The sequence below is a fragment of the Jejuia spongiicola genome (genome assembly GCF_023502325.1).
Lineage (GTDB): Bacteria > Bacteroidota > Bacteroidia > Flavobacteriales > Flavobacteriaceae > Wocania_A > Wocania_A spongiicola.
This window is the reverse complement of record NZ_JAMFLZ010000002.1, coordinates 688,668-710,009: the sequence shown is the minus strand read 5'-3', so window position 1 is coordinate 710,009 and position 21,342 is coordinate 688,668. Positions and strand designations below refer to the sequence as shown.

General features: G+C 31.6%; 13 protein-coding genes. 12 read left to right on the top strand and 1 reads right to left on the bottom strand.

The features are described from left to right. Positions 1-71: 71 nt before the first annotated feature. Genes M3P09_RS07055 through M3P09_RS07030 form a run of 6 tightly spaced genes read left to right on the top strand, consistent with a single transcriptional unit; the run spans position 72 to position 4,766 of the window. On the top strand, positions 72-743 hold the full coding sequence (locus tag M3P09_RS07055) for a class I SAM-dependent methyltransferase (RefSeq protein WP_249972564.1): 672 nt from the start codon (positions 72-74) through the stop codon (positions 741-743). 8 nt (positions 744-751) lie between these two features. After that, entirely contained in the window at positions 752-1,312 is a 561-nt protein-coding gene (locus tag M3P09_RS07050) for an L-threonylcarbamoyladenylate synthase (protein ID WP_249972563.1), read from the top strand. Between the two features lie 14 nt (positions 1,313-1,326). Beyond that, entirely contained in the window at positions 1,327-2,745 is a 1,419-nt protein-coding gene (locus tag M3P09_RS07045) for a CCA tRNA nucleotidyltransferase (RefSeq protein WP_249972562.1), read from the top strand. A 2-nt stretch (positions 2,746-2,747) separates the two neighbouring features. Next, positions 2,748-3,200: a GNAT family N-acetyltransferase gene (locus M3P09_RS07040; RefSeq protein WP_249972561.1), complete on the top strand. Its 453-nt coding sequence runs from the start codon at positions 2,748-2,750 to the stop codon at positions 3,198-3,200. Between the two features lies 1 nt (position 3,201). After that, on the top strand, positions 3,202-4,215 hold the full coding sequence (locus M3P09_RS07035) for a COX15/CtaA family protein (RefSeq protein WP_249972560.1): 1,014 nt from the start codon (positions 3,202-3,204) through the stop codon (positions 4,213-4,215). A gap of 38 nt (positions 4,216-4,253) precedes the next feature. Continuing rightward, the gene (locus M3P09_RS07030; RefSeq protein ID WP_249972559.1) at positions 4,254-4,766 is read left to right on the top strand and encodes a plasmid pRiA4b ORF-3 family protein; all 513 of its coding nucleotides are present in this window, start codon (positions 4,254-4,256) and stop codon (positions 4,764-4,766) included. A 61-nt stretch (positions 4,767-4,827) separates the two neighbouring features. On the opposite strand, the gene M3P09_RS07025 is transcribed toward M3P09_RS07030, so the two are convergent. Continuing rightward, positions 4,828-5,880 carry a hypothetical protein gene (locus M3P09_RS07025; RefSeq protein ID WP_099563632.1) on the bottom strand — a complete coding sequence of 351 codons (1,053 nt, stop codon included), beginning with the start codon at positions 5,878-5,880 and terminating at the stop codon, positions 4,828-4,830. A gap of 122 nt (positions 5,881-6,002) precedes the next feature. On the opposite strand from M3P09_RS07025, the gene M3P09_RS07020 reads away from it, so the two are divergent. From M3P09_RS07020 to M3P09_RS06995, 6 genes are all read left to right on the top strand, one after another. Beyond that, positions 6,003-6,899, top strand: coding sequence for an ABC transporter ATP-binding protein (locus M3P09_RS07020; protein WP_249972558.1), 897 nt, complete (start codon positions 6,003-6,005; stop codon positions 6,897-6,899). A gap of 31 nt (positions 6,900-6,930) precedes the next feature. Then, positions 6,931-7,755 (top strand): ABC transporter permease, encoded by an 825-nt coding sequence (locus M3P09_RS07015; protein ID WP_099563633.1) that lies wholly within the window; start codon positions 6,931-6,933, stop codon positions 7,753-7,755. 28 nt (positions 7,756-7,783) lie between these two features. Beyond that, the gene (locus M3P09_RS07010; protein WP_249972557.1) at positions 7,784-10,492 is read left to right on the top strand and encodes a T9SS type B sorting domain-containing protein; all 2,709 of its coding nucleotides are present in this window, start codon (positions 7,784-7,786) and stop codon (positions 10,490-10,492) included. A 23-nt stretch (positions 10,493-10,515) separates the two neighbouring features. Next, positions 10,516-13,854 (top strand): T9SS type B sorting domain-containing protein, encoded by a 3,339-nt coding sequence (locus tag M3P09_RS07005; protein ID WP_249972556.1) that lies wholly within the window; start codon positions 10,516-10,518, stop codon positions 13,852-13,854. A 4-nt stretch (positions 13,855-13,858) separates the two neighbouring features. Further along, on the top strand, positions 13,859-16,306 hold the full coding sequence (locus M3P09_RS07000) for a T9SS type B sorting domain-containing protein (RefSeq protein WP_249972555.1): 2,448 nt from the start codon (positions 13,859-13,861) through the stop codon (positions 16,304-16,306). Positions 16,307-16,442: 136 nt separating this feature from the next. Then, entirely contained in the window at positions 16,443-21,326 is a 4,884-nt protein-coding gene (locus M3P09_RS06995) for a T9SS type B sorting domain-containing protein (RefSeq protein ID WP_249972554.1), read from the top strand. Positions 21,327-21,342 lie beyond the last annotated feature (16 nt).

The window sequence follows — 21,342 nt, the reverse complement described above, 5'->3', positions numbered from 1 at the left end:
TATTTAAAAAGTAATCTGTTCCATTTAAAAAGTAAATCCTAAATTTGCCCATAACCATTAAAATATACATAATGTTTTTAAAAATAATTATTGCTGTTATATTGTTAGCAGTATTAATACACTATTCCATAAAATTTGCAAAACATAAATCATTATATCCATTTATGCCTTTTAAGTATAATTTTAGAAGACGAAGAATAACTTTTTCAAAAACATTAAAATTGCTGGACCAAAGGAATGCAAAAGTAATTATTGAAACAGGAACTTCTAGAGAAGGTTTAAAAGCCACTAAAGGAGATGGTGCAGCAACAATTGTTTTTGGTAAGTGGGCAAAACAAAATGGAGCACAAATGCACTCTGTAGATATTAGTGAAGATTCGGTAAAAGGATCGCAAAGCGAAGTTGATAATCAAAACTTAAATGATGCAGTTACAGTATATTTAAATGATTCATTAGAATTTCTTAAAACATTTAATCAATCTGTAGATTTTTTATATTTAGATAGTTATGATTACTCTAAAACAGATAAAGACATTCAAACTAGAAGCCAAGAACATCATTTAAAGGAATTTAAAATTATTGAAGATAAGCTACATGAAAACTCTATAGTTCTTATAGATGATTGTGGATTACCAGGTGGTGGTAAAGGCAAAACTGTTATAGAATATATGCTCAAAAAAAATTGGAAAGTTTTAATTGATGCTTATCAAGTTTTATTGGTAAAAGAAGAAAGCATTACATAGAAGTTTTTATGCGCTCAGAAATTAATAATGTGCTACAAGTACTTAAAAACGGTGGAATTATACTTTATCCAACCGATACCGTTTGGGGTATTGGTTGTGATGCATCAAACCCAGAAGCTGTAAAAAAGATTTATAAACTAAAACAGCGAGAAGATAGCAAAGCATTAATCTGTTTGGTTGCAGACGATAGAATGCTTAAAAAATATGTAAAAACAATACCCGAATCGGCATATAGCATTATTGAAATCTCAGAAAAACCAATAACAATAATTTATGATGAAGCTCAAAATTTGGCTTCAAATTTAATTGCAGAAGATAATACGATTGCCATTAGAATTCCTGATAATGAATTTTGTTATCAATTATCAAGAAGACTCAATGGTGCTCTTGTTTCTACTTCAGCAAATATTAGTGGACAACCTACCCCAAAATCCTTTAAAGAAATAGCTCCAGCTATTTTAAAAGGTGTAGACTATGTTGTAAATTTGCATCACGAAAAAACCTGCGATAAACCATCCTCAATAATTAAATTGAGTAATAGCGGTATTGTTAAAGTGATTCGTAAATAGCTACAATTTCGTTAATGAATTACAAAGAAGCTTTACAGCATTCAATATTTAAAATAATATCACAATCTGCAAAAGAATTACAACTTGATGCATATGTTATTGGTGGTTTTGTACGTGATATTATTTTAAATCGCGGAGAGCCCAAAGATATTGATATTGTTGCTATTGGTAGTGGCATTGACCTCGCAAAGCAAGTTGCAAAAAACCTTCCTAATAAACCAAAAGTTCAAATATTTAAAACATATGGAACGGCGATGCTTCGTTATGATGAGATTGAAATAGAGTTTGTTGGAGCAAGAAAAGAATCTTATAACGAAAATAGTAGAAACCCTATTGTTGAAAACGGAACGTTACAAGACGATCAAAACCGTAGAGATTTTACTATAAATGCTTTGGCTTTAGATTTAAGCAAAAATAAATTTGGCGATTTACTTGATCCTTTTAATGGCATTAAAGATTTAGAAAGTCAAATTATAAAAACTCCTTTAAATCCTGATATAACATATAGTGACGACCCTTTACGCATGATGCGAGCTATACGTTTTGCAACACAGCTTAATTTTAAAATTGAAGAAAACTCACTAAAATCTATCTCAAAAAACAACCATAGAATTAAAATTATAACCAACGAGCGCATAGTTGTTGAGCTTAATAAAATTCTTGAAAGTAAAACACCTTCAATTGGTTTTTTATTATTAGAACAAACAGGGTTACTATCATATATTTTACCAGAACTTACAGCATTAAAAGGTATTGATGAAGTAGAAGGGCAACGTCATAAAGATAATTTTTATCACACTTTAGAGGTCGTAGATAACATTGCTAAGCATACTGACAACCTATGGCTACGTTGGGCTGCTTTATTACACGACATTGGTAAGGCTCCAACAAAAAAGTTTAGTAAAAAGGTAGGCTGGACATTTCATGGGCACGAATTTGAAGGATCAAAAATGGTGTATCATTTATTTAAAAGGTTAAAAATGCCGCTAAATGATAAAATGAAATTTGTACAAAAAATGGTTTTTATGAGTTCTCGCCCTATTGTTCTTGCTCAAGATATTGTAACCGATTCTGCTGTACGCCGTCTTGTTTTTGATGCTGGTGATTACGTTGAAGATTTAATGACTCTTTGTGAAGCAGATATTACAACCAAAAACCCTAAAAAATTCAACAAATACCATAACAACTTTAAAATAGTTCGTGATAAAATTATTGAAGTTGAAGCACGCGATCATGTACGAAATTTTCAACCACCAATCTCTGGAGAAGAAATTATGAAAGCATTCAACATAAAACCATCTCGTGAAATTGGTATTATTAAAGAAACTATCAAAGAAGCTATTTTAGAAGGAGATATTCCTAATGAACATGAAGCTGCATATCAATTAATGTTAAGAGAAGGTGAACGTTTAGGATTAAAAATATCAAATTAATTATGGTAAAATTAGTTAGAACAAATTCCGAAAATATAGACTTTATCAATTTAGTAAATAAGCTTGATGCTTATTTGACTATTGTTGATGGAGATGACCACGACTTCTATAATCAATACAATAATATTGATGTATTAAAGCATGTAGTCGTTGCATATTTAAATCACACTCCAGTTGGCTGTGGTGCATTTAAAAAGTTTGACAACACAAGTGTGGAAATTAAGAGAATGTACACTAACCCTGAAAGTAGAAGTGGAGGTATAGCATCTAAAATTTTAAAAGAATTGGAAGCTTGGAGTAATGAATTAGGTTATAACTCCTGTATTTTAGAAACTGGTATCCGTCAAGTTGAAGCTGTTCAGTTTTATAAAAAAAATGATTATAGTATAATTTCTAATTTTGGCCCATACGAAAATATAGAGAATAGCTTATGCTTTAAAAAAGAGCTTATCTAACATGAAAAAAGACAACAAAAAAGTTATTTATTGGTTGCTTACTGGGTGCTTTCTAATTTTTATAATGGTAATTGTAGGAGGCATAACTAGACTTACAGATTCTGGCTTATCAATTTCAAATTACAAGCTAATAACTGGCACTATTCCTCCTCTTAACGAAACTGAATGGCAAGAAGCTTTCGAGTTATATCAGCAATACCCTGAGTATCAAAAGTTACATTCTCATTTTACAATTAATGATTTTAAAAGCATTTATTTTTGGGAATGGTTACATAGAGTAATAGGTAGAGTAATAGGCATGATATTTATTATACCTTTTATATATTTTCTTATTACCAAACAACTCACAAAAAAAACGATTAAAAAATGTTTAGTTCTGTTAATTTTAGGTGGGTTTCAAGGCTTTTTGGGCTGGTATATGGTTAAAAGTGGTTTGGTTGATATGCCAGATGTAAGTCATTACCGTTTAGCTGCGCATTTAACCACTGCTTTTCTCACCTTTGCAGCTACACTTTGGGTGGCATTAGATTTATTTTATCCAAGTAAAAAGTCAGTAAATATTAAGTTTAGAAACCTTATAGTAGTTAGTTATATAATTCTTGTTATTCAAATTATTTATGGCGCCTTTGTTGCTGGGTTAAAAGCTGGTTTATTGCATAATCATTGGCCTTTAATGAATGAAGGCAAATTTATTCACCACACTGTTTATGCACTTGATCCATTTTATAAAAACCTTATAGAAAACCCAAGTGCTATTCAATTTGTGCACAGAACTCTAGCTTACCTTGTTGTAGTTTCAATATTAATACTATGGTATGAATCTCGTAAATTGTCGCTTTCAAACCTGCAAAAAAAGGGCATTAATACTTTATTAATATTAGTTGGTTTTCAATTTCTATTAGGTATTTTCACTATACTGTATGCAGTTCCGCTGTGGTTAGGAATAGCACATCAAATAGGGGCATTTTTCTTATTAAGTGCCATGACTTTTACTTTACATCGCTTTAGTAAATAATACAAAAAAACTTATCTTTGCATCAATAATTTTTTACAATGATTTACAGATTTAGAGTTATTCTTGATAATGATACCGAAGATGATATTTTTCGTGATTTAGAAATCAGAGAAACAGACACGCTTGAAGACTTACATAACATTATTACGCAGTCTTTTGGTTTTGATGGTTCTGAAATGGCATCATTTTATTTAAGTAATGATACTTGGGATCAAGGTGAGGAAATTTCATTGTTTGATTTAAGCGACAATGCTTCTGCTCGCTTAATGAATGAAACCTCACTGGATAGTGTTGTACATGAAGCTCAAACAAAATTAATATATGTTTACGATTTTTTAAGCATGTGGACATTTTATGTTGAACTAGCTGAAATTGTTGATGAGACTGAAGGACATGATTACCCAAACTTGATGTTTGTTCAAGGTCAAGTTCCAGATACAGCTCCTGAAAAATTATTTGAAGCAGATGCAGATGATGATTTAGAAGAATTTGAAGATGGTTTAGATATAGATGATTACGACGGGTTAGACTTTGATGAAAACTGGAATTAAGAAAGGAATAACTATCTGAAAATTGCTTTGCCACATTTAAACCTCAATTATTCAGTAAAGTTTATTTAGGGTTTACATCTTCATAATTTCTAACTAAATACTCCAAAGCACTTTTTAGTATTTGGCCCATATTTTTACTACGCTTAAATTTCACATCCTGTGTATATTCAAAAATTTTCATTTTTAATAAATCTATATTTTCACCTTTGGAAATCGAGTCTTCTAGCATACAATCCAGTAATTCATCTACCCTATCATGAAAACTTTTTAAACGCTTTACTAAAATAGAGCGTTCTTCAATTTTATATTGATCTATTGAAAATTTCTGAAAGCTTTCAGCAACCAGCTCCACCATTTTTAAATTTTCTTTAAAAAACTGAGGTCTATATATGTTAAACTTACCTTCGTAGCACTGTTGGTCAAAATCAATTGGTCTAATTTTATAAACAACATGATCAAAATCGTGTGTTGGTACAATAACATAATTATACGACCTCATATCACCTAAAAGCCTAATCATACAGCGCTCGTTAAACTTAACAAACTCTTTTGCTATTTGCGACTTTTCAGATTTACTACAATCTGGTAACATGTTTTTTATAAACTCATCACCAGGGATTCCAGCAATATGCTCTTCTATTAAAGTATTTTTATACACTAAAAAGTTCAAGTTATAAGGTGATAGCATATGCTCTAACTCCAACCCATAAACTCGTGATGCGTCAGCTGTTTTAACATAAAAATATGTATAATTATCATTTAAAATGTTTCTTATTTTTATTCTGAATGGTTTAGAGTTTCCAAACGTACAATAATCAATCGCATCAACATTTAAAAACGGAATTGTACTTTCATTTCCATCAGAATGTAAAATGGTATACACCTTTTTTAAAGATAAATCGATTTCCTCTCTTTCATAATCATTGTAGTAAACACGAATCCATAAGGTGTCATTATCTTCTTTATCATAAACAACAACAGAGCCTTGAAAACGCAATAAATCATCATAAAAAATGGGGATTTTTATATTTCTGTTATACTGAGAAAGATAATTATGTAACCTTTCAGTTATTGGGAATGATGGTTTCTTTTTAGATATTTTTAAATCTTGCATACATTATAAAGTTAATCAAATTTAAAGCTTTTATTAATAATCATGTAACAAAATATGTTAAGCATCGTCATACTTTAATAACTAACCTTGTTGATATTTTTCAACATAAAAACCACATACCATTGGAACCAATACTTACAATTAATAATCTTACCAAAAAATTTGGTTACTTAACAGCCGTAAAAGATTTATCATTTACCATTAACAAAGGTAATGTTTATGGGATTTTAGGACCAAACGGAAGCGGAAAATCTACAACACTAGGTGTTGTTTTAAATGTTGTAAATAAAACACACGGCGATTTCAAATGGTTCGATGGACAAACCACAACACATGATGCTCTAAAAAAAGTAGGAGCTATAATTGAACGCCCTAACTTTTATCCATATATGACAGCAACGCAGAACTTAAAGTTGGTTTGCAGAATAAAAGGTGTGGATTATAGTAAAGTTGAAGAAAAACTTGATCTTGTTGGATTATTAGAGCGAAAAGACAGTAAATTTAAAACCTTTTCATTAGGTATGAAACAGCGTCTAGCCATTGCTTCTGCATTATTAAACGATCCAGAAATTTTAATTTTAGATGAGCCTACAAACGGATTAGATCCACAAGGTATTCATCAAATTAGAGAAATTATAAAACAAATTGCAGCTAAAGGAACAACTATTTTACTAGCATCGCATTTGTTAGATGAAGTTGAAAAAGTATGTTCGCATGTAGTTGTTTTACGAAAGGGAGCTAAATTATATTCGGGTCGAGTAGATGAAATGATTTCTAGTCATGGCTTTTTTGAACTAAAGAGCAATAAGCAAGATGACTTAATTAAATTATTAGAAAACAATCCTTCATTCAAATCTATTAAAGAGAAAGACGGCTTAATAACTGCTTTTTTAAACGAGCCTATGAAATCTGAAGATTTTAATAAATATCTTTTTGAAAAAGGCATTATACTTACTCATTTAGTACAACGTAAAGAAAGTTTAGAAGAACAATTTTTACAATTAACAGACAATAAATAGAAACTAAACCCAACCAAAATATACTAACTATATGTTACGCCTTTTAAATTTAGAATTACAAAAACTGTTACTTAACAGAACTAGTAAAATCCTCATTTTTATATCATTTATATTACCTTTATTTATAATCCTTATTTCATCTTTTAAAATACCCTTCTTTGGTTACTTTACTATAGAATTAGGAGAATGGGGTGTTTTTAACTTTCCAATGATATGGCACCTTGTTACTTATTTTGCAGCTCATTTTAAATTATTCTTTGCTATTGTAGTAGTAAGTATGATTGGAAATGAATATAGCAACAAAACCATAAAGCAAAATTTAATTGATGGCTTAAGTAAAAAAGAATTTATTCTATCAAAATTTTATACAATAGTTTTCTTTTCCCTTATATCTACAGTAATCATTTTTATTTTAAGTTTATGTATAGGGCTATATTATTCTAGTTATAATGAATTCGGGATTATAATTAGAGAAACTGAATTTTTATTAGCATATTTTATTAAACTTATTGGTTTTTTTAGTTTGTGTTTATTGTTAGGTATGCTGGTAAAAAGATCAGCTTTTGCGTTGGCATTTTTATTTGTTCTTTTTATTATAGAGTGGATTTTATATGGCATTATATGGAAGTTTAGCACTGAAGAGATAGCTACAAGAATTCAGAATTTTTTCCCTTTAAAATCTATCTATAAATTAATTGATTGGCCCTTTTTAAGAATAGCTTCAACCAAAGCACCAAATAATAAAGAATTAATACACGATTATGCAGTACATGGTTACGAAATTGTTATTGTTTTGTGTTGGACAGCTCTATTTATCTTTTTATCGTACAGATTATTAAAAAAGCGAGATTTATAATATCTTTGGTAGCATTTGCTACTGAAAGATGAAAAAAATTGCCATATTACTAATAAGCTGTTTAGTCAGTCTAAATGGCTTTGCCCAAAGTGAAGCCGCTAATTGGTACTTTGGCTTTGGTGGCGGTATAAAGTTTAATCAAAATAGCAATACGGTAACTTCTGTTAGTAATGGACAACTATTTACTAACGAAGGGTGCGCATCAATATCTGATAGTTCAGGTAATTTACTTTTTTATACTGACGGCTCTCGTGTATGGAATAAAAACCATGCAACCATGATGAATGGATTAGGGCTATTTGGAGACTCATCTAGCACACAATCTGCCATTATTGTACCAAAGCCTAATGATGACGATATCTATTATATTTTTACTGTAGATAATAACTTAAACGGTAGTAATTTTGGCTTAAATTACTCTGAGGTAGATATATCCTTAGATGGTGGTTTGGGTGCAGTTACTAGTAAAAACACAAATTTAATTCAACGTTGCTCCGAAAAGATTACTGCAGTTTTAAAAGATTGCATAACAAAATCTATTTGGGTGTTGACCTTTGCTCCTCAAAACGGCAGCACTGGTAATTATGATACATTTTATGCTTTTGAAGTCAATGATTTAGGTGTTAATACTTCTCCTGTAACTTCTCCTTTTACTTTAAATATCTCAGATGCAAGAGGCTATTTAAAATTGTCTCCTGATGGAACAAAAGTTGCAAATGCCAATGTAAGTGATGGGTTATACATCTACGATTTTGATGTATCTACTGGAATTATAAGCAATCAAAATGAATTATTTATAAGTGGAACTAATGGCTTTACTTATGGGGTAGAGTTTTCACCAAATAGTCAACTATTATATGCCCACGCTTCAAATGATTTTTTTGATCAAGGAAACCCTGCAAGCAATAATGATCCAACTAATCATACTTCCTCATTACTTCAATATAATCTTTTAGCAGCAGACATTCAATCGTCCGCGGTTGTTATAGATGATCGTCAATTATATCGAGGAGGCTTACAATTAGGTCCAAATGGAAAAATATATAGAGCCTTAAGTGCTACTTATAATATTGGTTTGCCTAATTTGGGAGTAATAAATAATCCAAATAGTTTAGGGGTTTCATGTAATTATCAACATAATGCAATAAATCTTTCCCCAAACAATTCTTCACAGGGTCTTCCTCCTTTTATAGCTTCTTTTTTTAATGAACAAATTGATATCATTAAAGATGGAAAAAGCACGACAAATTTATCACTTTGTGTTAATGACTCTTATACATTAACAGCCGATCAAATTACTGGGGCTACATATACTTGGACAGTTGACAAAACTCCACTATCTGAAAGTGATTTTGATTTAGTGGTTACACAAAGTGGTCATTACGAAGTGTATATAGATCCTAACAATGGTGAGTGTGCATTAGAAGGCGAAGCTTATGTAATTTTTAACGAAAACCCCGAAGCCTTTAACGAAACCATATTACAATGTGATGAAGATGGTACCATTGACGGGTTAACACTTTTTAATCTTAACCAAGCTAATGCGGTTTTAACTAATGGTGTTGCCAATTTATCTACTAAGTTTTATACCGATGCTGCTAGAACTATTGAAGTTAACGGGAACTCATTTACCAACACTGTTAACCCTCAAACTATTTATGTAGAGGTTATCGATAATCGTACAAATTGTTCCTCTCCCTCAGAGCTAACCCTTGATGTTAGTGTTACGGATTCTGGTGATACCGAACTTATTGCTTGTGATGACGATGGAATTGAAGATGGTTTCTTTAATTTTAATTTAAGTGATGCCGACAACGATATTGTTTTAGGGCTACCTGCTGGTTTAACCATTTCTTATTACGAAACCTATGATGATGCTTTACTTGAAGTGAATAATATAGGAACAACATTTACTAATAATACCCCATATTCTCAAACCATTTTTGCGCGTGTGGAAAATGCTAACAATTGCTACGGAATTAGTGAAGTACTTTTAACCGTTAATCAATTACCTAATATTCAAACTGAAGCGTTAACTTACTACTGCCTCAATACTTTTCCGCTTACTGTTCCTTTAAATGCAGCAGTTATTAATGATAGCCCAACAAATTATACCTATAATTGGACTTCTGGTGAAACTACATATGAGGTAGATATTAACCAAATTGGAACTTATACCGTAACGGTTACCAATGCTAATGGTTGCTCTAAAGATAGAACCATTAACGTTGAAGCTTCTAATATTGCCACTTTTGAAAATATTGAAGTCGTTGATGCTACTCAAAATAATATCATTTCTGTTTTTGTCTCTGGTGAAGGCATTTATCAATACCGATTACTCGACGAAAACAATACTGTATATGCTCCATATCAAGATAGTAATGTGTTTGAAAATGTTTTTCCTGGTATTTACACCATAACCGTTAGAGATACCAAAAATGATTGTGGAACTGTCCAAAACCCTGTTTCTGTTATTGGATTTCCTAAGTTTTTTACACCCAATAATGATGGTACACATGATACTTGGCAAGTATTAGGGATTTCTAGTATGTTTCAACCTAATACTAATATTCGTATTTTTAATAGATTCGGAAAACTAATAAAACAATTAAACCCTCTTGGAGAAGGATGGGACGGATTATATAATGGACAAAAACTACCTGCTGATGATTATTGGTTTGCAATAACATTACAAGATGGTAGAATTTTTAAAAATCATTTTACTTTGAAATATTAAACTATAAACTAAGTTATTGTATAGTGAAAAAGTTGCTTCAAATATTACTCCTTTTTATAGTTACAAGCTCTTTGTTTGCCCAAAGAGAGGAAGCTTCAATTTGGTATTTTGGAGAAAGAGCTGGAATGCATTTTAACTTAATTACGAACTCTGCAACTGTTTTAAAAAATGGAAAGCTTGATACAAGAGAAGGTTCTACATCCATTTCTGATAGCTCTGGTCGTTTATTATTCTATACAGATGGACACACCGTTTGGAATAGGAATCATTTTAGAATGAGTGGAGGTTGGTTTTTGTCTGGAGAGACTTCAAATACGCAACCAGCATTAATAGTTCCAAAACCAGATGATGCAAACATTTATTACATTTTTACTACAAGTTTATCAAATGGGTTAGATTATGCCATTGTAGATATGACTAGAGACAATGGCTTAGGTGCTGTTATAAATCAGGATATAAATCTTTTACCATTTGGAACTCAAATGATAACAGCAGTAGCAAAAAATTGTGCAGATAAATCTATTTGGGTTACGGCATTTTCATATGGAACGCTTTATACTTTTGAAGTAAACAACCTAGGGGTAAGTTCTACATTTTCAACATTTCCAATGAATTATAGTACGCTTTTAGACTTCGACCCTAATTTTGGCTATTTAAAATTTTCCCCTGACGGAACTAAACTTGCTTGTTCAAGTAGGGCTCAAGGAGTTTTTCTTTATGATTTTGATGCAGATTCTGGTATTATTTCAAATGAAAAAAAATTGGATTATAATGCTCCTGGTTCTTCATTTTCAGCTCATGGATTAGAGTTTTCATCAAACAGCCAAATTCTATACGTAAGTATGTTTAATGATTATGTTTCACAAAATGAAGATAATAATAATAATCCTTCAAATCACTTATCATCATTATTACAATTTGACTTATCATCCGCAACAATATTAGCATCAAATCCTTCATCACCACTTGTATTACCTCCAAAAGTAGTAGCTCCTCAATATGTAGTCGAAAACGATAAGCAGTTATATAGAAATGGGCTTCAACTTGCAACAAATGGCAAAATTTATAGAGCTTCAAGTAGTATTTATGGGACAGGCACGACTTTTCTTGGTGTTATAAATAACCCAAATGAATTTGGTCCTGGATGTAATTATCAAGATAATGCGGTAAATCTTTCTCCTAAAATTTCTGGTATCGCAACTCCTACATTTATACAAACATTCTTTAGAACTCATTTTGATATAATAAAAAATGATTTAAGCACACTTTATTTATCCCTATGTAGTGGCGAAACCTATACTTTAACTGCTGATGATGTACCAGGAGCTACTTATACTTGGACCCTTGATGGAAATCTGCTTCCAGAGTCTGATTACGATTTGGTTGTTTCTCAACCAGGTCATTATGAAGTTATTATGGATATGAATAATGGTTATTGTCCAGTAAAAGGGCAAGCACATATAACATATTATCAAACACCAATTGCTAATACCCCAAATAACTTAACCGCTTGCAGTAAAAAAAATGGTATTGCTTCTTTCGATTTTAGTTTACAAACTAATGATGTTTATGGAGGGCAAGACCCAACACAGTTTAGTGTAACTTACCACAGGTCTCAATTTAATGCTGATAATAATACAAATGAAATATTGGGCCTTTTTGAAAATACTGAAAGTCCTCAAGAAATTTTTGTAAGAATAGAAAATAATGATTTCACTGATTGTTATGACACTACTTCATTTTTTATAGAAGTATTTAATGCTCAAATTCAAAATACATTAAAAGATTTATATGTATGCGATAATGATGATGACGGAGATAATATGAATGGTCAAGTTACTATAGATTTACAATTATTTAATTCTAACGTTTCTGTTTTAGGAAACCAAAACGTTTCAGACTTTATTGTATCTTATTATTCTAGTGAAGCAGATGCAATATCTGGAGCAAATCCGCTACCAAACCTTTATTACAATCAAACACCTTATAGTGAAGAGATTTTTGTGCGCGTAGAAAACAAGCAAGACACTAGATGCTTTGATACTGGTTCATTTACTTTTAACGTTACAATGCCTGATGCATTTAATGCCACTTTAGTACAATGTGAAGACGATACCCCAGATGGTTTAAGCGTATTTAACTTAAATGAATCATTTTTATCTTTAACGGGAGGTGCTCCTAATCGTTCAATAAAGTTTTTCTCATCTTTATCTGATGCTCAAGGAAGTTTGAATGAAATTCAAGATAATATATTTTATAATTCTACTAATCCTCAAATAGTATATGCTCAAGTTATAGACGAAATATCAGGGTGTTTTAATGTGTCAGAATTAACACTGCAAGTGGGTTTAACAGACTCAAATGATGTAGAATTTATTGTTTGTGACGATGACAACATTGAAGATGGAATATATAATTTTAATTTAAATAAAATACAAGGCAATATCTTAAATGGATTACCTGTAGGACTTGATGTTTCATTTTATGAAACCTTTAATGATGCGCTTCTAGAAGAGAATACAATTTTGAGAACCTACAGAAATACAACACCTTATAACCAAATTATTTATGCTCGTGTTGAAAATGGTAACGATTGTTATGGTATAAGCGAAGTGTCTTTAATAATTAATAAATTACCAAATTTAGAAATAGAAGAAACCGTTTACTATTGCTTAAATAAATTTCCAGAAACAATTACAGTAAATGCTGGTATTAAAGAAGGTACCCCAACAGATTATAGTTATAATTGGTCAACTGGCGATAACACCTATGAAATAGAAATTAATGAAGTTGGAGTATACACCGTTATCGTTACTAACAGTGATGGTTGTGATAAACAAAGAAAAATTGTAATTGAGCCTTCAAACACAGCAACCATTGAAAACATTGAAGTTGTTGATGCTTCAAAAAACAACATTATTACTGTTCTAGTTTCTGGAGAAGGTATTTACGAATACCAACTAGTTAATGAAGACAACGGTAATACTACCTCATACCAAGAAAGCAATCATTTTCAAAATGTATTTCCCGGAATTTATTCAGTAAATGTAAGGGATACAAAAAACAACTGCGGGATAATTGATAATCAAATCTCAGTAATTGGCTTTCCCAAATTTTTCACCCCCAATAACGATGGCGTTAATGATACTTGGCATATATACGGTGTCACTGCCGCGTTACAACCAAATTCTAAAGTCCTTATTTTTGATCGTTATGGCAATCTTTTAAAACAATTGAAACCCTCTGAAAAAGGTTGGGATGGTTTGATTAATGGAAAAAAATTACCAACTGATGATTATTGGTTTATAGCTACTTTAGGAGATGGAAGAATTTTTAAAAACCATTTTACTTTAAAATACTAAACGTTTGAAATTAGCCCCAAAAATATCTGTTTTATTTGTTTTATTATCATGCTATAATATTGTAGCTGGCCAACAACCTACTGATTGTATAGATGCTGTAATTATTTGCGGAAACTCAAATGTAAACCTAAACGTAAGTGGTGTAGGTACTCAAGAATTAAACGGATCAAATACATGCTCGAGTCAAGAAAACAATAGTGTTTGGTTAAAAGTTACTCTAGTAACTAGTGGAACATTAGGTTTTACATTAACTCCCAATAGTACTGCTATAACGGAAGATTATGATTTTTTTGTGTTTGGGCCAAATGCAACCTGTAATAACATAGGACAAGCTATTCGTTGTTCAACAACTAACCCCCAAGCTGCTAATCAAGGAAATAATTTAACAGGAATGAACAGCTCTTCAACTGATATAGCTGAAGGACCTGGAGCAGATGGAGATAGTTTTGTGAGATGGTTAGATGTGCTTGCTGGAGAAACTTACTTTATAGTAATAGATAGGCCAATCGGTAATAGTCCTTTTAGCTTACAATGGACAGGTACTGCTCAATTTTCTGATCCGCCTTCAGATCAATCAAATGTAAATGGCACTCCATTAAATTTAGAAAGTTGTGATGTAGCTGCTCCTTTTAATGATGGATTTACAACTTTTAACCTCATAGACAATACAAGTTTAATTGCTGGTACACAAAGTGATATTACTATAACTTATCATGAAAATGCAAGTGACGCAAATATTGGAATAAATGAATTAACTAGTCCTTACACAAACATTAGTAACCCTCAAACTATCCATGCCAGAATTACAAATAATACGACAGGTTGCTTTGAGTTGACTAATTTTCAATTGAATGTTAATTTAGGTCCAAATTTTGCTCAACCTGCAGACTACGAGCTTTGTGATGATTCTGTTGATGGAAATAACACTAATGGTCAAGTAACTTTTGATTTATCTTCTAGAAATGCTGAAATTTTAAATGGTCAAAACCCAGCAGATATTAATATTACTTACCATACTACTTCGTCAGATGCAGAAATGAGAATAAATTCATTGCCTAACTCTTATTACAATACAACTCCATTTAATCAGCAAGTTTTTGTTAGAATTGAAGATGCATTAAACCCAGATTGTAAAAGTATAACTACTTTAAATTTAGTTGTACACTTAAACCCCGAAGCCTTTAACGAAACCATATTACAATGTGATGAAGATGGTACCATTGATGGGCTAACGCTTTTTAATCTTAACCAAGCTAATGCGGTTTTAACTAATGGTGTTGCCAATTTATCTACTAAGTTTTATACCGATGCTGCTAGAACTATTGAAGTTAACGGGAACTCATTTACCAACACTGTTAACCCTCAAACTATTTATGTCGAGGTTATCGATAATCGTACAAATTGTTCCTCTTCCTCAGAGCTAACCCTTGATGTTAGTGTTACGGATTCTGGTGATACCGAACTTATTGCTTGTGATGACGATGGAATTGAAGATGGTTTCTTTAATTTTAATTTAAGTGATGCCGACAACGATATTGTTTTAGGGCTACCTGCTGGTTTAACCATTTCTTATTACGAAACCTATGATGATGCTTTACTTGAAGTGAATAATATAGGAACAACATTTACTAATAATACCCCATATTCTCAAACCATTTTTGCGCGTGTGGAAAATGCTAACAATTGCTACGGAATTAGTGAAGTACTTTTAACCGTTAATCAATTACCTAATATTCAAACTGAAGCGTTAACTTACTACTGCCTCAATACTTTTCCGCTTACTGTTCCTTTAAATGCAGCAGTTATTAATGATAGCCCAACAAATTATACCTATAATTGGACTTCTGGTGAAACTACATATGAGGTAGATATTAACCAAATTGGAACTTATACCGTAACGGTTACCAATGCTAATGGTTGCTCTAAAGATAGAACCATTAACGTTGAAGCTTCTAATATTGCCACTTTTGAAAATATTGAAGTCGTTGATGCTACTCAAAATAATATCATTTCTGTTTTTGTCTCTGGTGAAGGCATTTATCAATACCGATTACTCGACGAAAACAATACTGTATATGCTCCATATCAAGATAGTAATGTGTTTGAAAATGTTTTTCCTGGTATTTACACCATAACCGTTAGAGATACCAAAAATGATTGTGGAACTGTCCAAAACCCTGTTTCTGTTATTGGATTTCCTAAGTTTTTTACACCCAATAATGATGGTACACATGATACTTGGCAAGTATTAGGGGTTTCTAGTATGTTTCAACCTAATACTAATATTCGTATTTTTAATAGATTCGGAAAACTAATAAAACAATTAAACCCTCTTGGAGAAGGATGGGATGGCTTATATAATGGACAAAAACTACCTGCTGATGATTATTGGTTTGCAATAACATTACAAGATGGTAGAATTTTTAAAAATCATTTTGCTTTGAAATATTAATAAACAAATCATAAAAACCAATTAAAAATGCATTTTATCGGATAAATTTTGCATTTCATCTAAAAAAAGTATATTTTTCACAAATAAATTCAGTTTATAAATAATTGAGTTTACAAAAAAAAAGAAACCTACTGCTATGAAATTTGGTAACTTCTTAATGGGAATATTTTTGCTATGGGGTAGTTATGCGTTTTCGCAACAAATTTCTATAGATGATTCAATTGGCTTGCAGCCCCTTATAGAAAACAACTTAGTGCAAAACAGTTGTGTGGAAATTACAAATATTACATCGTCTGTAAATGGTAGTTCCAGTGGCTTCTCTAGTTACGCACAGTTTAATAGAGCAGGATCAAATTTTCCTTTTCAAAATGGTATTATGCTTTCTACTGGAAACGCTACATCTGGTGGTAATGGTGTTACAACACCAACATTAAGTGAAGGCTCTACAATTTGGGGAACAGATCCAGATTTAGAAGCGGCTTTAGGTGTTTCAAATACACTAAATGCTACCTCAATTGAATTTGATATTGTATCTATTTCTAGCCAACTTCAATTTAATTATTTATTAGCATCTGAAGAGTACTTCGGAATTAATCCTTGTCAACTTTCTGATGGTTTTGCGTTTTTAATTAAAGAGACCGGTAGTGCACTACCCTATCAAAATATTGCGTTAGTTCCTGGCACCTCAACACCTGTTAATACCAATACCATCCACGATGAAATTTTTGGAGTTTGTCCTGCACAAAACAGTCAATATTTCGATGGTTATAACATTGGAGACACCAATTATAATGGTAGAACCAATGTATTAACAGCTTCAACAACAATAACGCCTTATGTACAATACCATATTAAATTGGTTATAGCAGATCAAACGGATGGTACGTTCGATTCAGCTGTGTTTATTGAAGGTAATAGTTTTAGAATTTTAGATTTAGGTGATGATGTTTCTACATGTGCTCCTTCAGTTACTCTAGATGCAGATATACAAAACCCTCAGGCTACTTATGCTTGGTTTTTAGATAATAATCCATTAGCAACAACACTCTCAACTATAAGCGCAACACAAGATGGTACATATAGAGTTGAAGTTACTGTAGATTTAAATGGTAATGCTTGTGTTGAAACTGATGAAATTGTAGTTATTTTAAATACCGAAGAACCAATTGCTCCTATTTCTGATTATTTTTTATGTGATGATATAAGTGAAGATGGTATAGAAGTATTTGACTTATCTTCCAAAAACACAGAAGTAATTAACAATATCCCTTTCACTAATTATTCCTTTTCTTATCATCTATCTGATGCTGACGCAAGAAATAATGTAAATAGTATTTCAGGTAATTTTTCTAATACCGTAACCCCACAACAAACCATTTATGTACGTATTCAAGATTTAGATTCTGGCTGCTATGGTTTTACTACATTTAATTTAATAGTAAACCCTGTACCCAATGTAACTGACCCAGCACCTTTAGAAATTTGTGATAGTGATACCGTGCCAGATGGCTATACTGTTATAGATTTAACACAAAAAGATAACGAAATAACAGGAGGACAGAGTAATTTGGCTGTAAGTTATCATTATAGCGCTGTTGATGCAGATAATGGTGCTAATCCAATTCCAATTCCATATGTAAATACAAACACACCAACTGAAGTTGTATATATAAGAGTTATAGATACACAAACTGGTTGTGTAAACACATCTTCTTTAACAATCGACATTACTACAAGTCCTATCGTTGATAGAAATACACAATATATAGATGCATGTGATGCTGATCATGATGGAAGTGCTGATTTCGATTTAACACAGGTCATTAATGATGTACTAATGGGTTTAGATCCTACTACGGTAACTATTACATTTCATGAAACTCTACCAGATGCACAAAGTGGTATTAATCCAGTAGCAGATGAAACAAACTACCAATATCAAAATGCGTTATTAGAACCTGGTTCAACTAGGCTTTACATAAGGATTGAAGATAACAATACAGGTTGCGCTTCTATAGTTCCGCTTGAACCTCATACTAATTTACTCTTAACTGGTACTGATACTGGAGATTTTGCATTATGCGATACTAATGATGACGAAAACGATACTTTAGAGTTTAACTTAAATACTGTAGCCCTATTTATTGCTAATGAATTACCAAACATTATGGTTACCTTTTATGTAACTGAAATGGATAGAGACACAGATACAAACCCTATTGATACTACAGTATTATTTGCTGCTACTAGCCCAACTACAGTATACATCAAAATAGATGATGTTGTTAGTGGTTGTTCTGATTTTTCAGAAATAACATTATTGGTAAATCCTGTGTTATTATTTAATCCAGCTAACCCTCTACCTTATTGCGATACTGATGATGATGGCTTTGTAAGTATTGATCTAGCTTCGCTAGATGATACTGTAACTGGAGGCAATCCAAATTTTGAAGTGAGATACTTCTCTACTGATATTGATGCACAAAATAATACTAATCAATTACCTCCATTCTATACTAATACAAGCATGCTAGAAACTATTTATGCACGTATAGAAAATATAGATACTGGTTGTAGTACCATAAACCCGTTTGAGATTCAAATAAACCTTGCGCCAGCAGCAACATCACCAAGCCCTATTGTAATTTGTGATAATGATCAAGACGGGTTTTCAATTATAAACCTTGATGATAAAATTTCTGAAACAGTTACTAGTACAACTGGTATTAATATAGACTTTTTCACATCTTTTGATGATGCCGATAATAATGTAAATCCAATAACAAATAGAACTAATTATAATGCTAATACGCAAACCGTTTATATTCGTGTTGAAAATGATGATAGCCTTAGTTGTTATAATATAGTAACACTTGATGTAACAGTAAACACCTTACCAGTAATACCTAATATTACTCCTTTTCAAATATGTAAAGATGATGGAACTTTTACAGCAGATTTTTTGCTTGTTGATAAAGATGTCGAAATTTTAAACGGTCAGACAGGAAAAGAAGTTTATTATTTTGAAGACGCTAGTTTTACAACACCTATTGATAAAAATACTATTTATCAAAACACAACCACACCGCAAACAGTTTATGTTCGTGTAGAAAACATAACTGATACTACCTGTTTTGCTACATCATCCTTTACATTACAAGTATCATCTGATCCAATTTATAATACTTTCTCTCCTTATTTGATTTGTGACGATATTACTAATGATCAAATTCATGTTTTTGATTTAAATGAAAAAATTACAGAAATATCTCAAGGATCGCCAGACAACCTTAATGTTACTTTTCACTTAACAAGACAAAATGCTGAAGATAATATTAACCCTCAACCAATACAATATACTAATATTTCTAACCCACAAACACTTTATGTAAGAATTGAAAGCAGTGCTTCATTTTGTTACGTTGTAGAAGAACTAGGTATTAATATTATTGCATCTCCAGATATTACACAAGCCACACCTTTTGAGCAGTGTGATACAGATTATGATGGGTTTGTAACATTTAATTTAGAAAATGCAGATTTTGAAATTTTAGATAGATTGCAAAATGACCTTATAGTCAATTATTTCGAAAATTTTACAGATATTAATCAAAATGATGGTTTAGATAATAGTAATGAAATTTTAGATCCTATAAATTATATCTCAAATACAAGAACGGTATATATTAAAGTCGCAAATACCTTAACAAGATGTTTTAGCGTTATTCCATTAGATCTAGTTGTTGTTTCTCCTCCCCCAACAAACAATATAAATACTATAGAAATTTGCGATAATGATACTGATACATTTGATTTAACTACAGTAAATGCACAAATTGTTAATGACCCTAGCTTAGTAACTATATCATATCATAACTCTCAAAATGATGCTGATAATAATCAGAATCCAATCGGAAATACATATAATTACACAGCTAATAATCACACTATTTTTGTTAGAGTAAATGATCCGCTTATTAATTGTCCAATAACTGTATCATTCAGCTTACAAATAAACCCAAATCCAATAGCTAATACAGCTCCAGATTTAATAAGCTGCGATGATGATTTTGATGGTTTTTTTGAATTTGATTTATCAGTAAACACTAATACCATAATAGGCTCTCAAAATACTTCAACACATACAGTTACCTATTATAATGATATTACAAATGCAGAGTCGGAAAGTAATGCATTACCAAATTTACACTCCGCTTTTGATGGCGAAATTATTTATGCTCGTATTGAAAATAATAATACAGGGTGCTTTGCTATATCTCAATTTGCAACTAGAATAAACCCTTTACCAATAGTTCCTATTGAGGACCTTGTACCACTTTGTATAAACGATTTACCTTTAATTATCAGTGCAGACACTGGGAATCTCAACGACACCTATTTATGGTCTACAGGTGAAACCTCAACAGAAATTCTTTTAGACGATGTTGGAGATATTGGTGATTACTGGGTTACTGTTACAACACCTCATGTTGTGGGGTCAGACTGCCAATATACCAGAAATTTTACCGTAATAGAGTCTGAAGATGCTACTATTAATTTTACTACAAAAGTTGATTTTGCAGATCCAAATAGTATAACAGTAGATGTAAGTGGTATTGGTGATTATGTCTTTATTTTAGACGATGGAGAACCTCAAACATCAAACGTTTTTGAGAACGTTACTTTCGGATTACATATAGTTACAATACGAGATTTAAACGGTTGTAAAGATGTAACCACCGAAGTTGTCGTTATAGATATTCCTAAATTTGTAACACCGAATAATGATGGCACATTTGATACTTGGCACATTGTAGGCGTACAAGAGATACCAGGAACAGTTGTTTATATTTATAATAGGCATGGTAAACTATTAAAAACTCTTCCACACACCTCTAGAGGTTGGGATGGTACGTTTAATGGACATAATATGCCTTCGGATGATTATTGGTTTGTAGCTAAGGTTATTCAAAATGGTGAAGCATTTGACATAAAAGGACATTTCGCTTTAAAGCGTTAAACTTATTTTCACCTCT

What these genes read in the sequence shown, in the direction of transcription:
- M3P09_RS07045 (WP_249972562.1), top strand. Translation starts at nt 1,327, where the DNA reads ATGAATTACAAAGAAGCTTTACAGCATTCAATATTTAAAATAATATCA.
- M3P09_RS07035 (WP_249972560.1), top strand. Translation starts at nt 3,202, where the DNA reads ATGAAAAAAGACAACAAAAAAGTTATTTATTGGTTGCTTACTGGGTGC.
- M3P09_RS07025 (WP_099563632.1), bottom strand. Translation starts at nt 5,880, where the DNA reads ATGCAAGATTTAAAAATATCTAAAAAGAAACCATCATTCCCAATAACT.
- M3P09_RS07055 (WP_249972564.1), top strand. Translation starts at nt 72, where the DNA reads ATGTTTTTAAAAATAATTATTGCTGTTATATTGTTAGCAGTATTAATA.
- M3P09_RS07040 (WP_249972561.1), top strand. Translation starts at nt 2,748, where the DNA reads ATGGTAAAATTAGTTAGAACAAATTCCGAAAATATAGACTTTATCAAT.
- M3P09_RS07010 (WP_249972557.1), top strand. Translation starts at nt 7,784, where the DNA reads ATGAAAAAAATTGCCATATTACTAATAAGCTGTTTAGTCAGTCTAAAT.
- M3P09_RS07050 (WP_249972563.1), top strand. Translation starts at nt 752, where the DNA reads ATGCGCTCAGAAATTAATAATGTGCTACAAGTACTTAAAAACGGTGGA.
- M3P09_RS06995 (WP_249972554.1), top strand. Translation starts at nt 16,443, where the DNA reads ATGAAATTTGGTAACTTCTTAATGGGAATATTTTTGCTATGGGGTAGT.
- M3P09_RS07030 (WP_249972559.1), top strand. Translation starts at nt 4,254, where the DNA reads ATGATTTACAGATTTAGAGTTATTCTTGATAATGATACCGAAGATGAT.
- M3P09_RS07015 (WP_099563633.1), top strand. Translation starts at nt 6,931, where the DNA reads ATGTTACGCCTTTTAAATTTAGAATTACAAAAACTGTTACTTAACAGA.